Source organism: Clostridium sp. AWRP (assembly GCF_004006395.2).
Taxonomy (GTDB): Bacteria; Bacillota; Clostridia; order Clostridiales; family Clostridiaceae; genus Clostridium_B.
In genome coordinates, this window is sequence record NZ_CP029758.2 from 544,774 (window position 1) to 561,444 (window position 16,671).

At 30.2% G+C, this 16,671-nt stretch carries 16 protein-coding genes; all 16 read left to right on the forward strand.

The genetic code is table 11. From position 1 onward, the window contains the following. The first annotated feature begins 106 nt into the window (after positions 1-106). The 16 genes from DMR38_RS22470 (at position 107) to DMR38_RS02560 (ending at position 16,654) form a co-directional block, all read left to right on the forward strand. Positions 107-622, forward strand: coding sequence for a type II secretion system protein (locus DMR38_RS22470; RefSeq protein WP_127719847.1), 516 nt, complete (start codon positions 107-109; stop codon positions 620-622). Positions 623-686: 64 nt separating this feature from the next. Next, the gene (locus DMR38_RS02490; RefSeq protein ID WP_127719848.1) at positions 687-2,363 is read left to right on the forward strand and encodes a GspE/PulE family protein; all 1,677 of its coding nucleotides are present in this window, start codon (positions 687-689) and stop codon (positions 2,361-2,363) included. Then, positions 2,360-3,553, forward strand: coding sequence for a type II secretion system F family protein (locus tag DMR38_RS02495; protein WP_127719849.1), 1,194 nt, complete (start codon positions 2,360-2,362; stop codon positions 3,551-3,553). Before DMR38_RS02490 ends, DMR38_RS02495 begins: the two co-directional genes overlap by 4 nt. A gap of 214 nt (positions 3,554-3,767) precedes the next feature. Beyond that, a complete protein-coding gene (locus tag DMR38_RS02500; protein WP_243124414.1) occupies positions 3,768-5,006 on the forward strand; it encodes a hypothetical protein in 1,239 nt (412 codons plus the stop codon). Beyond that, positions 4,993-5,721 carry a type 4a pilus biogenesis protein PilO gene (gene pilO / locus DMR38_RS02505; protein ID WP_127719851.1) on the forward strand — a complete coding sequence of 243 codons (729 nt, stop codon included), beginning with the start codon at positions 4,993-4,995 and terminating at the stop codon, positions 5,719-5,721. Before DMR38_RS02500 ends, pilO begins: the two co-directional genes overlap by 14 nt. 28 nt (positions 5,722-5,749) lie before the next feature. Then, positions 5,750-7,171: a type II secretion system protein gene (locus DMR38_RS02510; RefSeq protein ID WP_175412904.1), complete on the forward strand. Its 1,422-nt coding sequence runs from the start codon at positions 5,750-5,752 to the stop codon at positions 7,169-7,171. Positions 7,172-7,198: 27 nt separating this feature from the next. Further along, on the forward strand, positions 7,199-7,558 hold the full coding sequence (locus DMR38_RS02515) for a type II secretion system protein (protein ID WP_127719853.1): 360 nt from the start codon (positions 7,199-7,201) through the stop codon (positions 7,556-7,558). Positions 7,559-7,575: 17 nt separating this feature from the next. Continuing rightward, positions 7,576-8,100, forward strand: a complete 525-nt coding sequence (locus tag DMR38_RS02520) for a type II secretion system protein (protein ID WP_127719854.1) — start codon at positions 7,576-7,578, stop codon at positions 8,098-8,100. Positions 8,101-8,124: 24 nt separating this feature from the next. After that, positions 8,125-8,607, forward strand: a complete 483-nt coding sequence (locus DMR38_RS02525) for a PilX N-terminal domain-containing pilus assembly protein (protein ID WP_127719855.1) — start codon at positions 8,125-8,127, stop codon at positions 8,605-8,607. Between the two features lie 398 nt (positions 8,608-9,005). Next, positions 9,006-9,668: an MgtC/SapB family protein gene (locus tag DMR38_RS02530; protein ID WP_065077077.1), complete on the forward strand. Its 663-nt coding sequence runs from the start codon at positions 9,006-9,008 to the stop codon at positions 9,666-9,668. A 347-nt stretch (positions 9,669-10,015) separates the two neighbouring features. After that, positions 10,016-11,407: a cell wall-binding repeat-containing protein gene (locus DMR38_RS02535; protein WP_127719856.1), complete on the forward strand. Its 1,392-nt coding sequence runs from the start codon at positions 10,016-10,018 to the stop codon at positions 11,405-11,407. A gap of 178 nt (positions 11,408-11,585) precedes the next feature. Continuing rightward, on the forward strand, positions 11,586-12,512 hold the full coding sequence (locus DMR38_RS02540; RefSeq protein ID WP_127719857.1) for an MBL fold metallo-hydrolase: 927 nt from the start codon (positions 11,586-11,588) through the stop codon (positions 12,510-12,512). 92 nt (positions 12,513-12,604) lie between these two features. Next, a complete protein-coding gene (locus tag DMR38_RS02545; RefSeq protein ID WP_127719858.1) occupies positions 12,605-13,759 on the forward strand; it encodes an ABC transporter permease in 1,155 nt (384 codons plus the stop codon). Further along, complete coding sequence (locus DMR38_RS02550) at positions 13,752-14,426, forward strand: ABC transporter ATP-binding protein (RefSeq protein ID WP_127719859.1); 675 nt, start codon at positions 13,752-13,754, stop codon at positions 14,424-14,426. The genes DMR38_RS02545 and DMR38_RS02550 overlap by 8 nt, the downstream gene beginning before the upstream one ends. 171 nt (positions 14,427-14,597) lie before the next feature. Then, positions 14,598-15,473: an oligopeptide/dipeptide ABC transporter ATP-binding protein gene (locus DMR38_RS02555; protein ID WP_127719860.1), complete on the forward strand. Its 876-nt coding sequence runs from the start codon at positions 14,598-14,600 to the stop codon at positions 15,471-15,473. A gap of 137 nt (positions 15,474-15,610) precedes the next feature. Continuing rightward, positions 15,611-16,654, forward strand: a complete 1,044-nt coding sequence (locus DMR38_RS02560) for a hypothetical protein (RefSeq protein WP_127719861.1) — start codon at positions 15,611-15,613, stop codon at positions 16,652-16,654. Positions 16,655-16,671: the final 17 nt, after the last annotated feature.

Below are 16,671 nucleotides of genomic sequence, written 5' to 3' on the forward strand. Positions count from 1 at the left end.
CATTGTGAATTAATTGCTTCGCAATTTTATTATATTAAGCCCAAATTCCATATATGGAAAAGTTGAGCTATTGAGCTATTTTAATTAAAGAAGGGATGGAAAGCCTATGGAAAATGTAATGAAATTAGAAAAGAAAAAAGGTTTTACACTTATTGAACTCATGATAGTGCTTGCTATTATTGCCATACTTGCTGTAGTTTTGATTCCTAAATCTCAAATATTTAAGAACAATTCTAAAAATGCAGGTGTAACTACCAATGTAAATACTGTAAGGGGTTACTTGGAAACGAAGGTTACCAATAGTGGAGGAGCTGATAGCTACTTGAATGCGGCTACCTTGAAAACAGCAATAGCATCAAATTTTAGTTTAGATTCATCAACTTTTGTACCTACCGGTTCAAGTTCAAGTGAACAATTAGTTAATCCTTTTAACAAAGACAATGCATCAGTTTCAGTTGTTGATAAGTCATCAGATGAAACAAATAATAAAGTAGATACCGTAAGTCCAAGCAGTACTGGTGTTAACGATGGTGAAGTTGTAATTTATGTATGTAAGGATGGATATGTTGTTTTTGGTGTTGATAAAGGTGGAGATCTTACTCAAACATTTAAAGTTAAATAAAGCAATTAAAGAACATGGTTTTTCCATGTTCTTTATAATATAATGATTTTTAGGGGTGTTTATTATGCCAAAAATAAAAAAACGTCTGGGACAGATACTTGTGGATGAGGGAGTTATAACTGAAGAAGTTATGGAGAAGGCTCTCAGAATGCAAAAGGAATCAGGTGAAAAACTTGGAGAAGTACTTGTAAATATGGGATTTACAACAGATGAGCAGATAGTTAATGCAGTAAAAGAACAGCTTGGCATACCTTTGATAAATTTAGATAATATCAATGTATCCCAGAATATTATAGATATTTTACCTGTAAGTACCGCAAAAAAACGTGAGGCTATTCCCATAGACATTGTAAACGGCTCTTTACTTGTAGTTATGAGTGACCCTTTAAATTACTTTGCCATAGAGGATATAAAAGTAGCAACAGGCTATCATGTTAAGACAGCTATAGCGCTTAGAAATAGTATATTGAAAAATATTGATAAATATTATGGAAAAAGTAAGGCACAAGAAGCAGTACAGGATTATAGAAAAAACTTTGTAAATAGAACGGTAGAAAGTGATGAGGAGTTAGCTGACGAAACAGCTGCACCAGTTATAAAATTTCTAAATACTATAATTGAAAATGCAATGTTATACAATGCTTCGGATATTCACATAGAACCGGATGAAAAAGAAATGAGAGTTAGATTCAGAGTAGATGGTATGCTTAGGGAAATTATGAGAACGGATATAGATATGCTTTCTGCTGTAATAAGCAGGGTAAAGATAATGGCCAGTTTAAATATAGCTGAGAATAGGATACCCCAGGACGGGAGAATTAACTTTAAAGTTAAGCAGCATACAATAGATATTAGAGTTTCTACCATTCCAACTATTTTAGGTGAAAAAATTGTAATGCGATTGCTTGATAAGAGCAACTTTTCAATGAATCTTGAAAAAATTGGCCTTGAAAATGATGAATTAACCAAACTAAAGAAAATGATTGCAAGTCCCTATGGTATAATAATGGTATCAGGACCTACGGGAAGTGGTAAAACTACAACTCTATATTCTATATTAAACATATTAAACGATGTATCCAAAAATATAATAACGATAGAAGATCCCGTGGAATATAATTTAAAAGGTGTTAATCAGATGCAGGTAAATACTAAAATAGGATTTGATTTTGCCAGCGGCTTAAGAAGTATATTGAGGCAGGATCCGGATATAATTCTTGTAGGAGAAATAAGGGATAATGAAACAGCGGAAATATCTATAAGATCTGCACTTACAGGACATTTGGTACTATCAACTATCCACACCAATAATGCAGTAGGAACTGTTGGAAGACTTCTTGATATGGGTATAAAGCCTTTTCTTATATCTTCTACTTTAGCAGGCGTTATAGCTCAGAGACTGGTTAGAAAGATATGCCCAAGTTGTGCCGAGGAATATATGAGTGATGAGAGAGAAATGAGAATACTTGGACTTAAAGAACCGGTTAAACTAAAGAAAGGTAAAGGATGCAGCTTGTGCAATAGTACAGGTTACAGGGGAAGAATAGGTATATTTGAAATACTTGAAATAGATAATGACATTAAAAATATTATAGATACAGATTATACTGAAAATAAAATTGAAAAATTAGCTGTGGATAAGGGCATGAATACTTTAAGAAAATCCTGTATAAATAAGGTGTTAAAGGGTATAACTACTGTTGAAGAAATGTTAAGGGCTACTTATGGAGATGATATATGAAAAAATTTATATATAAAGCTTGGGATGATGAATTTAATGTAATAAAGGAAGAAATTGAAGATAATGATGCTGATGAAGCATTTAGAAATTTGAAAAGTAGAGGTTTAAAAGTAATATACGTAAAAGAAAAGTTTAGTTTATCTAGATTTAAGTTTTTAGATAAGAAGCTTGATAATGAAATTTTGGCTAATTTTTGTGGGCAAACTGCTATGATTTTAAATTCAGGAATAAGTCTTTTAAATGGGCTTGAAATAATGGAGCAGCAAATTAAAAATAAGAATATGAAGAAAATAATTTTAAATATAACAGATAGTATAAAAAAAGGAAATGGCTTGGATGTATCTATGGAAAGCTGCGGTAAATTTCCAAAATTACTAATTGACATGGTCAAAACAGGAGAAATCAGTGGAAATTTAGATACCGTACTATATAACATGGAGAGTTTTTATAAAAAAGAGGCCAGTATAAAAAGTAAGATTAAAAGTGCAGCTGTGTATCCTATGTTAATTTTAATTGTAGCACTAGGAATGCTTGTATTCTTTAATTTTATTGTATTTCCTGAAATAAAAGGCCTATTTGAAGACATGAAATTACCTGCTATAACAGTAATTGTACTTGGTATTATGAATTTTTTTGATAATAACTATATGTATATAATTATCTGTACGATTATAGCAGTAATTTTTTTCAAATACATAAATACAATTTCTAAAGTTGCATATTTTGTTGATAAGTTTAAGTTAAAGATTCCTATTTTAGGAGATGTTAAGCTAGACATTATAACAGCTAGGTTTACCAGAAGTATGGGAATATTTTTGAATTCTGGAATCCCTATTATAACTATAATGGATAATGTGCAGCTTGTTGTAGAAAATGTATTTATATCGAAAAAAATGGATAAAGTTAAAAACCAGCTAGTTGGGGGTACAACTTTTGCTGATTCTATTGAAAGTGAGAATATTTTTAAGCCGCTTGTGACCCAGATGATGAGAGTAGGACAAGAAACAGGTAAACTTGATGAGATTATGTTTAAACTGGCTGACATTTATGATGAAAAAGTAGAGACAGGAGTTGCTAGAATTATGTCACTTGTGGAACCTATTTTAACTCTGGTTATAGGTTTAATTGTTGGAGTAGTTATATTAGGAGTAGCATTACCTATAGTTCAAATGGCACAGGGGGTGAAATAAAATAAAAATTATATTTAGTTTTAAGGAAAATTATGCGGATGTAGCTGTTGCGTCCAAGATAATAAACAAAATAAAAATAAAAAAAGTAAGTAGAATACATGAGAAGAATGAATTTATTTCTGGGGGAAAACCCTATGCTGATGAATATAATTTAAATAAGATCAAAAGTATTAGGGAAAAGTTAAAAATTAGAAATAAAAATGTAAGAATAATATTGAATTGGGAAAGTATTATAACAAGAATAATAGAGACTCCAGTTATGAATAAAAAGGAACTTGCAGGTTTTATAAAGAATAATATAGAAGAGTATTTTTCTGTTAACATGAATGAATATCTTTATGATTATGAGGTTATTTCCTTAACTAATAAGGATAAAATGACCATTATGCTTGCAGTTGTGCCTAGAATAAAATTAAAGCAGGTATTGGATTTTATAAAGTATTGTGGATTGGTTCCACAGTCAATAGGAATATATCCTGATTCCGTATCAAATTTGTTTTTAGATGAAGATTATTGCAGTATAGCTGTCATAGATGCAAATGTAGAAAAGACGACTTTAACTATACTGGATAAAGGAAAAATATTTCTTTATTCCAATATATTAAATGAAACAGAGGATGAAGACTTTAGTGACTTAATGAGAAGTATTGATTATTTTTTTAATTTTTATTCAACAAGGCATTTTGGGAGTAAGATTGACAAGATATATGTATTAGGAGAACTTTGTACAAATTCAAAGCTTTGCGAGCTTATTAGTACTCAAACTTCAATAGAGACTAATATAGGATTCAATATTAAAGCGTCAAAATTAATTAAAAAGAGTACAGTAGATGAAAACATATATCCTGATATACTTGGAGATTCTATACCTGTAAAAAATATATATAATAAAAGTATAGATTTTCTTGATAGGTTTTATAGAAAAAATAAGAAGAAACAATTTGAAAATAAGTTAATTATACATGAAATAGAATTATTTTTTTTAATAACTATTATTATAATAGGAGCAGCACTTATATATACAAAGTTAAATTTATTAAAGTATGATACTTTGAACATAGATTCACAGATAGCTGCTTTAAGTGGTGTACAAAATGATGTGAATAAATTAGATAAGGAAAATAAAGCTTATGAGGATAAAGCTAATTATATAAAGAAAATTGAAGGCGATGATTTCGACTACATAGGAGTATTAGAAACTTTGAGAAATGGCTTACCTAAAGATGTAACTATAAAAGCCATTACCATGGATAAACAAAATATAAATGTTGTGTTTGATGTGGAGAAAAATACAATAGATGCGGCCAGACTTATTGTGGCAATAAATTCTATGAATGCATTTGAGCCTGTTGAGCTTCCCCAGGTAGATCTTAATGATAATGTAAAAGAGGTTACACTGAAATTGAAATTATTAGAATCATATAAAGGCGTGAATAAAGATGGAAAAAAATAAAAGGGATTTGATGATTTTAATAGCAATATTGTTTATAGGATTTAATTATGTGATTTATACATATTTTATAACTTACAAATTAGATACGGTGAAGCAGGCTAAAAATAAGTATGCTTTAAAAACAAAAGAATTAAATTCTCTTAAGGCTAAGAAAAAATCTATTGAGACTAAGCAGCAGGAGTTAAAAAAGTTGAGACAGAAGACTTCTAGTTTTGATAGTATGGTTCCTAAACAAATAGATACACCCCAACTTATATATGATTTTTATAATGGATGCAAGTCATTTGGAGTAAATGGAGAAAATATCTCTTTTGAATTGTTGAATGGGGATAGCAGTTCAAATAGTAATAATTTTCATACTCTTATAATAGACTTAAAGATTACAGGAAACAAGGCAAATATAGAGAATTTTATAAGAAATCTAAATACTATTACCAAAAGAAAGCTTAATGTAAAAAGCATTACTATTGGTTCTAGTGATGATGAAGAACTGAACAATGGTGAATTAAAGAGTTCTGATGAAAAAGTTAGCAAGGATAATAGTAATAAATCTATTGGTAATGCTAAAAAAAATGGAGATGAACTTCCCGGAGAAATTATTTTTTATCAGTATGTACAGGGCAGCGGAAGCAGCAATACAAAAGTTCCCGATAATTATGTTTTTTATGACAGCCAAAAACAGGGATTTAACAGTATAGCTGATATGTTCAAGTAAAATTTTTTGATTGTAAGGGGTGCGGATTGTGAATAGAAAAAAAGGTTTTACATTAATAGAAATTATGATAGTATTATCAATCATAGGATTGCTTTCCATAATTTTGGTGCCCAAGGTAGGAGCTCTTAAGCTGCAGTCAAAAAATAATAGTGTAAGCACCAGTGTGCTTTTAGTTAGAACTTATCTTGAAAATAGATGTGCAAAAGACAGCAGTGCATATAAAACTGCTGTCAATGGAAATGAAACAAAAGAGCAGGCTCTTACTGCTATTTTAAAAAATATTGAAACAGATATGAATTCTAATTTTTCAGGAAGTAATTCTTTAATAAATCCTTTTAATAGCAGCAAGTCTATTACTAAAGATTTGTCTGGAAATTCATCTGTTTTACTTTCCTATTCTTCTAATGCTTTACCAAAAGATAATGATGCAATAGTTAATAACAGCACTTTACCTGCTGGAGAAAATGTTAAGGGCAATGTAGTAATTATTGTCTATGGAAGTACCCAGGATAAAGTTGGAGGCTATGCATTATATGGAATAGACAGCGATGGTAAGAGAGTTAATCCATATATCATTAAATTTAAAGCTTCTACGGTTATTAATGAAAACACAAACACAAATACTGATTCTGGTATGGAAACGAATGTAAATAAAGTGGTCAATTATATAAGAATTGATGCAATAAGAAGGATAATAATGGGAGTGCCTGAAAACAAAATTTATGAAGTAATCCAGGGACCGTTATATAAAGGTTTGATCGATAAATTTACTCCGGGAAATGCTTCAAAGCATATTGTCAATCCATATTATTTGAATAAGGATGCAATTGATGATGATGGGTATCATACTAATGGAGACCCTGGCATAAATAGAGATTATTCTATAATAGTCAATGCTAATCCTTCAGATTATTCAAATATAGATAGTAAATATTCCGATCACCCGGGTACTGTAGTTGCATATATGAGCAAAAATCCAATGGGATATGTGGTGTACGGGGTTGATAAGAGCGGCAAAATGGTTTATAAAACTCCAATTAATCTTTCTACAGAAGTGACACCTGAAATGACAGCTGTATTAGGAAATAATGTGAAATCTGCAACTGATATGCTAAAGAATAACCTTGCTGCAAATCTTAAATCAGCTTATGATAAATATCCTCAGGGTACCTACAATAGGACTACTGTGCTGCAGTCTCTGGCAAAAAATCAACTTCAGCAGTTGAATTTAAAAAATTCCTATATACCGGATTGGACTGGCATAAAGACAGATACCTATAATTTTGACAAGGATAATGGAAATTCATTAGTTATAGAACTTACCCCGGGAAATTATGTTACTGATTACAAAGGAACGGTTATTGTAGATGTACTTTCAGATGCCACTGGCTATGCTATTTATGGTATAGATTATACTGGAAATAAGTATGCTTATACTGAGGTAAAATAAATGATATTGTTAGAAGCAGGGATTAAAATGAAGAAAAGAGGATTTACTTATATAGAAGTAATGATGGCTATCGGTGTATTTATAATGTTATCTGCTTTTGTTATTAGACTTAATATTGCAGCTAATAAAAATGTAAACAAACAGGTTTTAAGGCAAAATATGATGATGGAAGCACAGAAATGTCTTGAAAAAAGTAAAAATAATCCGGACAGCAGTGAATATAAAGGCAGTGATTATAAAAATATAGATGGTTACTATGTTAATATAAGTTCCATGCAGGTTAAAGCTGATTCGCCTAATCTTTTTGAAATTACAGTAAGGGTTAGGGACAGTATTTATAGTGATAAAAATGAAGTGGTATTAAAATCACATTTTTTAAAAAAATAAGGTGGTAGGACATTAGTATGAAAAAGAGAGGATTTACTTTAGTAGAACTCATGATAACTTTGGCTATATTCTCTATATTTTCGGTATATCTTTATCAAACTTTTTTTTCTCAAATAAGACAATCTTTTAATTTTAAAAATAATATAGATATCCAGTATAATGCAAATAAAGCTTTAAATATGCTTACAGATGAAATAAGAAATTATGATTCAGTTAATGATACTAAGATTTTAAAATCTTCAGATGGAGATACTGTTCTTAGGTTAGGTTCTAGAGATGAAAATGGCAAAATTAAAGTTAGTACTGTAAGTAATGCTAGTGGAACTAATGAAGATGAAATTAATTTGATTTCAAACGCATCTTCTAACATACTTTATAATATAAAAAGCAAAGTACTTCAGGATAAAGATGAGAATAAATGTTCCAATATAGATTCAGTTGATTTTTCGTATAAAGATGGATTAATTTTCATACGTATTTCAGCTTCAGAAGGGAATATACAGATTAAAAGTTCTACTGCCATTAATGTTCAGGCAAATTAATTTGTAAGGAGAAATAGGATATTTATGAAAAAAAGAGGTTCTGCCCTTATAGTTGTTATTATTATTATGACAGTAACTTTTTTATTGGCTGCATTTATGGTAGATACTAGTATAAAAAGCAATAGAGCAGCTTCAGATACTTCTGATAAAACAAGGGCATATTATAGTGCTGAGACAGGTATCTATGATTTTATAAATTATGTCAATGATGATATTAAAAACAATATTAAGAACAATAAACTTGATATATCTTCAGGGAATACTATAACTAATAATTATAACAAAGCTGGTCTTTATAATGACAATATGGAAGCATATAAAGCTGGACTTATGCACGATATCTCAATGCCGCAAGATAGTGATTATATAAAGACCTATACATTTGATGTCTATTCTAAAGGAAATTATGGTGCTGAAACTTGTACTATAATTGTAAATGTATCTATTGTTTATACAGATAACAAGTATACATCTTATACAATAAATTCCAGACGGGTAGAAGACTGAATAGAGTTTCAATGTAGGGGTTTCTAAGCAAAAAAATCAACTTATTCTCCGAATATTTTTAGTAATTAAAAATTAAGAGTTAAGAATTAATAGTTATGGATGATTTTCTTTCGTTAGCACTTCAGAAAATCTAAAACATAGCGCCACTTACGCAAAGATCCAATAAGTTTCAAATTGACCTCCACTATTAATTCTTAATTATCAATTCTTAACTTAAAAATATGTCTGCGTATAAGTTGATTTTTAAGTTAGAAAACTCTAATTAAAATTTGTCACTACATGGCTGGTATAAGTTAACTTTCTACATTGAAACTCTATAAAAGTTTTTATAAAAATATGTATTTTATCTGCCATATATATTATAATTAAATCTATAATGCTAAAATTGGAGGGATACTATGGGAGAATGGGAAATGATACTCAGGCTAGTACTCTCGGGAGTACTTGGGGCTTTAATAGGATTTGAAAGAAGAAGCCACTCTAAGCAAGCAGGACTTAGAACTCATTTTGTCGTAGCAGTTGGAAGTGCCCTTATTATGCTTGTGTCTAAATATGGATTTTGGGATTTAGTTGGTATGAATTCGGTATCATTAGATCCAAGTAGGGTAGCTGCTCAGGTTGTAAGCGGTGTTGGTTTCTTGGGAGCAGGAACTATTATTGTGGAACACCAGTTTGTAAGAGGACTGACTACTGCAGCTGGACTGTGGGCTACAGCAGGTATTGGTATAGCAATTGGTGCAGGTATGTATATACCTGGTGTGGGAGCTACAGTGCTTATAGTTATAGGACTTGAAATATTCAACAAACTTCAAAAAAACGAGGTATATTCTATTGGAAGGGCAAATTTATCAGAAGAAGGTATTAATTCTACACTGGATATATTAAAAAATTCAAAAATGAAAATATCTAATATTCAGGTTAACAGGCATCATAATAAAACCAATAAGGATTTAGAAGTAAGGATTACCTTTAAAGTTTATAGCAGAAATCAAAATGAAATGAAGGATATGATGGTAAGTCTTCTGAAGATTCCTTATGTAAGGGACGTAAACATAGAATAAAGTTTTTTAGGGACAAGAAGAAATATAATTTGTTTTTTTATTAACTCAACTTTTGCAGTTTAAAAAAATTACGACCTAAATGAATTCACAATGCACAATTTCGGTAGATTTTTCTCCGCTGTGCTGCGAAAAATTTTAAATTTAAAACTTATTGAAGCTTTGCTTCAATGGTGTTATATTTTAGATTTTCTGAAGTTTTAATGGAAGAAAATCATCCTTAATTGTGAACTGTGCATCGTGCATTGTGAATTCATTGCTTCGCAATTTTTTTATATTAAGTCAAAATTTTATATATGTGAAAATTGAGTTATTAACAAACTATATAATATAATATTGGAGGAAAACATATGAAAAAAATATTTAAGCTGGCTTTAGGGCAAGCAATAATTTTAGGACTTGCTTTCCCCGGAACTGTATCTGCTGCTTCCGGCCATAATGTGAGCAGAATTTACGGATCAAGTAGATACCAAACCTCAATAAATATTTGTAACAACTTTAGCAGCGGGAAAGTACAAAATGTTATTGTAACCAGTGGAAACAATTTCCCCGACGCCTTAGCTGGTAGTGTGCTTTCAAAACAATTAAATGCTCCTATTCTTTTGGTAGACAAGTCTTTAAGTGACAGTCAGGATTCTATTAATTATATAAAAGATCATTTGGATGCAAGTGGAACTGTATATGTTCTAGGCGGATATGCTTCTGTAAGTGATGAATATATAAATTACATTAAATCTTTAGGATTTAACAATATTAAAAGACTTGGTGGAAAAAATAGATTTGAAACTAACAAAGTAATAGTACAAAATATGAATGTAAGTAAGGGAACGCCTCTAGTTGTAGTTAATGGCAGTAATTTCCCTGATGCACTGAGTATATCAAGTATAGCAGGTATGAAAGGTTATCCAATAATTTTAAGTAATACAGATAGACTACCGGATGAAGTAAAAGAAAAGATAAGTGAGATAAGTCCTTCTTATGTGTACATAATAGGAGGACATGGTGCATTAAGTGATAATATTATTTCTGAGATAAAGAAATTGGACACAACTATAGAGGATGGAAATATTATAAGAATATGGGGAAAGAATAGATATGAAACTTCATTAAACATATGTAAACATTTTGATTTGGACAGCAGTACTATAGTTATTGCAAATGGAGAAAATTTCCCGGATGCTTTATCTGGAAGTGCTTTAGCGTCAAAACTTCAGGCCCCTATTTTGCTTACTGATGGAAAGAATATATCAATTCAAAAACAGTATATAGATACCACAAAGTATACAGATGAAATTATACTTGGAGGAAGTGGTGCTGTAAGTGAAGATGCGGAGAATGAATTAAAAGGAATAGAAAAAAAGCTGTTTGAGGTAACTAATGAATTTGTAGGTGAAGATGGAAAGTATTATATAGAAGGTAATTATTTAAAATATGTTACAGATATAAATGAAGCTTTAGATTATGTAAAGAGAACGGGAGATAGCAGTGTAGTTGAAGAAGATAATGGACAGTGGTTTATATTGGATGATGGCTTTGACATGACCATAAGTGATAAGGTAAAATTAGAGGTAGATAGTGATGTGAGCATAAAGCTAATTCATTTTGATAGCGATGGAAATATATTCTATAACCAACCTAATTTCACTGATATGGTCAATGGTAAATATGAAGATAAGCCTGTATTTAATTTATTCATTAAAGATGGTAAAGTAATGAAAATGGATCAGCAGTTTAGACCATAAAAGAAGAATAAGGCTATGTGCAATTATTAATTTGCAAATAGAACCTTCTTAATATATGAAATTGGTTTTATATGTTAGGAAGGTTCTTTATGTAGAATTTTGAGTGAAAAATATCATAAAGAAGGGAAGGGAGTATTTAGCAGTTTCATGCTAAGCAATTTTGCTGCTAAAATAGCATATGAAAATAAAAAATATAAAGGGAAATACATTTTGTATTGATACTAAAATGGCATGCATACCTTTTTATAAGATCAATTATAGAGAAATAATTATGATGGATTCTGGATGGCCAAAAGGAGGAGAAAGAGAAGGTATAGCTGAAGTTTTAAAAATGAATAATTTAAAAGTAGCTGCTATAATATGCACTCATGCTCATATGGATCATATAGGTAATGCTGAATATTTGAAAGAAAAGTATAATTGTATTATTGCTATGCCGGAATGTGAAGCTGTTACTTGCAGTTCAATTATTAACTTGAAATTTTATCATAATAGTTATAATATGGCTGAAATTGCAAAATATTTTGGACAGATGATTTGTAAAACAGATATTATGATTACACCTGATCAGCAAAATATATATGTTTGTGGTGTTAAATTCAAAATTATTCATACACCAGGGCATAGTGCTGCCCATATATGTGTCATTACTCCTGATGATGTGGCATATTTAGGAGATGCCCTTGTTGGATATGAATTAATGGAGCAAGCAAAAATGCCTTACTCCTATTCTCTTACGGATGATTTGAAAAGCAAAGAGAAACTCTATGACTTAAAATGCAGTAAATATATTGTGGCACATAAAGACATATATGATGATATTACAAAACTCATAAAGGACAATATAAAATTTTATAAAGATACGGCAAATAGCATATATGATGTAATAGATAGAAATAGAAGCATGACAATGGAAGAAATTTTTACATCAGTAACTAAAGATTTTGATATTAGCTTGGATAACAGAGTAAAATATGGATTAACAGAGACAATTTTAGTATCTTATGTGAGATATCTTAATGAAAAAGGTATGTTGGATTTAAATATGGAAAATGGACTTTATAAATATCTAAAAAAGGTACCTATCTGTACTAATGTTTATTGATTATGTATAGAAAGCAATAATTATCTTGTCTTTAATAAAAATTAGTAATAATATAAAATTTGTGGATAATATGTTCTAAGGAGGGATAGTTATTGTTTATATCATCAAAAGTGGCTCTTCAGTTTTTAAAACACAGTAAATTGCAAACCTTTGTTATAATACTGGGAATTGCAGTAGGAGTTTCTGTGCAAATATTCATAGGGCTTTTAAGCAGTGGTCTTGAAAATACCATTTTAAATAAAATTGCAGGAAATTCAGCTCAAGTTACGGTTTATTCTAATAACGGCAGCATAGAAAATTGGAGTGATATAAAAAATAAGATTGTAAAAGAAGATAAAAATGTAAAAACTGCAGCGCCTGTAGTTGATTCTCAGGTTTTTATTAAATTAAAAGATACTAACCAACCTGTTCAGATCAGAGGATTTATGCCTCAAGATGTTACTTCACTTTATAACATAAAAGGAAGTATATATGAAGGAAAAATGTATGAAAATAGTGGACAAGTTATTATAGGAAAGGATTTGAAGAAGAAGCTTGACTTAAAACTTGGAGATAATATAGATTTGTTTACCATGGGTGGAAAAAAGTTGACTTTAAACGTAGTTGGCTTCTTTGATCTTGGGGCTGCTAAAATAAATGGAGCTTGGGTTATTACAGATTTAAGTGATGTTCAAAATCTAATTGGTTTTGGAAATAAAGCTACTTCTGTGGAGATTGCAGTTAAGGATATATATAATGCAGATATGGAAGGAAAGAAAATAACTAAAATACTTTCTGATAACAGCGTTAATGTGCAGAATTGGAAAGATCAGAATAAATTTTTAGCTAGTGGAATGGTTGGAGAAAAAATCTGTACAATAATAATTCAATTTTTTGTACTTCTTGCAGCAGTTCTTAGTATTATAAGTATACTTGGTATAAGTGTAGTTCAAAAATATAAACAGATAGGTATATTAAAGGCCATGGGTATAAAGGATGGAAGTGCAGCTTTTATATTTTTTGTACAGGCTTTTATACTTGGAGTATTGGGAACGGCTTTGGGGCTACTTTTTACATGGTTGTACATAAAAGGGTTTAACAGGTATATAGTTAATTCTGAAGGATTGCCTCTAGTTAATATAGTTGTGAATCATAAGTTTATTTTAGCATCATCTATTATTGATGTAGCTGCGTCAACTTTTGCGGCACTCTTTCCAGCATTTAAGTCATTTAGACTTAATCCTGTGGAGGTAATAAAAAATGGATAATATTATTCAACTTGAAAATGTGAATAAGATATATGGAAGAAGAGTTAAAAATAAAGTTTTATCGGAAGTAAATATATCTATAGAAAATGGATCTTTTAATTCTATTATAGGGGCGTCGGGAAGCGGCAAGACTACCCTCTTAAATATAATGGGTATGCTTGATAAACCAACAACAGGAGAAGTGTACATACAAGGTAAAAGTATAAAAAGTATAGGAAGAAATTCAAGGGCTTCAGTGAGAAATAAAAGTATAGGCTTTGTTTTTCAGTTTCATTATCTTCTCCCTGAGTTTAATGCAGTACAAAATGTACTTATGCCTTACAGAATAAAGCATTTTTTCTGTGGCAGAAGTGCCAAGAGAAAGGCAGAAGAACTTCTTGAACTAGTTGGACTTTCTGGATGCAGTAAAAAAAAGGTATATGACTTATCCGGGGGACAGCAGCAAAGGATTGCTATAGCTAGATCACTTATGAATGAGCCCAGCATAGTTCTTGCGGACGAGCCCACTGGAAATCTCGATTCTACAAATGCAGAGAGTATTTATAAGCTCTTTCGACAAATAAATGATAAATTTGATACTACCTTTATTATTGTAACTCACGATGTAAATATAGCTAATAAAACTGATAGGATAATACAGATAAAAGATGGACAAGTAAGAGAATAGCTCTTATGTGGGAAATAGCATTGTAAAATAAATTTGCAATGTTATTTTTTTATTAAAATAGAAACAATTTTATAAATATATAGACTTTTCTGAAAAGTAATGTTAAAATAGTAACAAATGAAATGTTAAAATAATAACATGATATATAGTTATTAAAAGGGGTGCATATTTGTGGAAAAAAATGAAGTTTTATCAAAACAAACCATTGATATTGATGTAAAACCTGGGGATGCATTGTTAGTTGTAAATAGAAAGAAAAAATTATCTAAAAACAGTAAAATTACTTTTGAAGGTAAAAACATTATAGATATTGCAACAAAGTACACTAAAACAATAGACAATACATTTATATCTTTGATAAAAGTTTATTTAACATCCTTAAATCCTATAAAGTCTGTGGGAAGACAGTGCTTTGAAGTTATTTCCAGGCACACTGGATTGACTATTGAAGAATCAAAATCTAAATTGGAAGAAATATTGAGCACATTAGGTTGTGATAATAGTGGGAGTATTTTTAAAGCTTTTCCTTTTAAATTAGAAGCTTATGAGAAACAGCGTCTTATGTTTGCCATGGCGTTTTTAATTAAACCAAAACTTATAATATTAGATGATACTATCTTTAGACTGGACAATAAAATAAAGAATTATATGTTGGCACAACTTAAAAAGTTAAGGGAAGAGAATAACACTAGTTTGATATTCATATCCAAAAATGCTAGGGTTGTAGCTGCAGCTGTAGATAATATAGCAATTATGTATAGAGGAACTGTAATTGAATATGGAAAAAAGGACTTAATTTTGAAAAATCCTATTCACCCATATACGAAATATATTCTTTTTTATAAAAACAATCCGAAGTTTGCGGAAGCATCATCTGAGATTAAAGAATATATAAAAAGTATTAATAATATGCCTAGAACAGGATGTTATTTTTGTTTGAACTGTGAAAAGTCATCTTATGATTGCATGTATATGAGACCTGAAATAAAATTTTTGAGTTCAGGTCGACAGGTAATTTGTTCTAACTATGTGAACTATAATGCTTAAAAAGTAAGATGTATATAGAGTTCCTTGTTGTAGATATTGAAATGACTACAACAAGGAACTTTTTTATATTCACAAAATTTTAATTTTGAACTCCTAATACAATGGTATATACTAATATTGAAGGGAGTATGAGCAAAATGGACGAAAAAAAGGAGAGGGAAATGGAAGAATTAGCTGAGGAAATTGATATAATATTTTCAGTTAAAGATAATATTTCTCAGAGTGAAATAAATAACTTCCTAAATAAATTTACTGAGTTATCGGAAGATGATATACGAAAAAAAATATCAGAAATTACTGGAAATAATTCTTATATAGAAAATTCGTCTTCACATCAAAAAGATGAAAACTCCACAAAGAATATAGATGCTGAAAGAGGCAGTGAAGTAAAGACTGAAGACTCTCCAGAAGAATTTGATGAAGATAAAATTGAAAATGTAAATGATGATTTACAATTACATATAGATGAATTACCTGAGAAATCAGAGAATAATAAAATTGAACCCATTTTTGATGATGGAAACATTCCGGATGTACCCTTTGTAAAAGCAGAAATAAAATATGGACAGCTGTCTCTGGAATGGGGATGGCCAGAGGGTATAGACAAAGTACTTTTATGCTGCAGGATGGATAGATTTCCCAAGGCACCTTCAGATTCCAGTGCTTCTCATGTAATCATAGAGAGAGAGGAAGATTTTGAAACAGGAGATTACACCATAAGTAAAATAGAAGAAGGAAATTATTATTTCTGTATTTATACTGTGGTGGAATATGAAAACAAGACATTATATTCTGAAGGTCAGAGAAGGCTTGTGGTAAATAAAGTACCCCAGGAAATATTTTATGAAATAGACTTAAAAAGAAGCCTCTTGGGTAAATTAAAATCTGCTAGGCTAAGCTTGTCTGCACCATCTTCTAAATCTTCTCCAAAGGATGAAATAGAATTGCCGCAGCTTGTTTTAATCAGTAAGATAGGAAATATGCCTATTCAAAAATCTGATGGAGAAACTTTGTTTAATATAGATTATGAAACCTTAAAAAATGATGAAATCATAGACTTTGATTTGCCTGTTGAAAATATAAGAAAAAATATGTATGTGAAATTATTTTTTGTAGATGACTCTAACAGCAAGCTATACAGGATAGTTTCACCAGCTAAGGAAAAGCTATACTTTAAGTAAAGATGAAATTGCAAAGC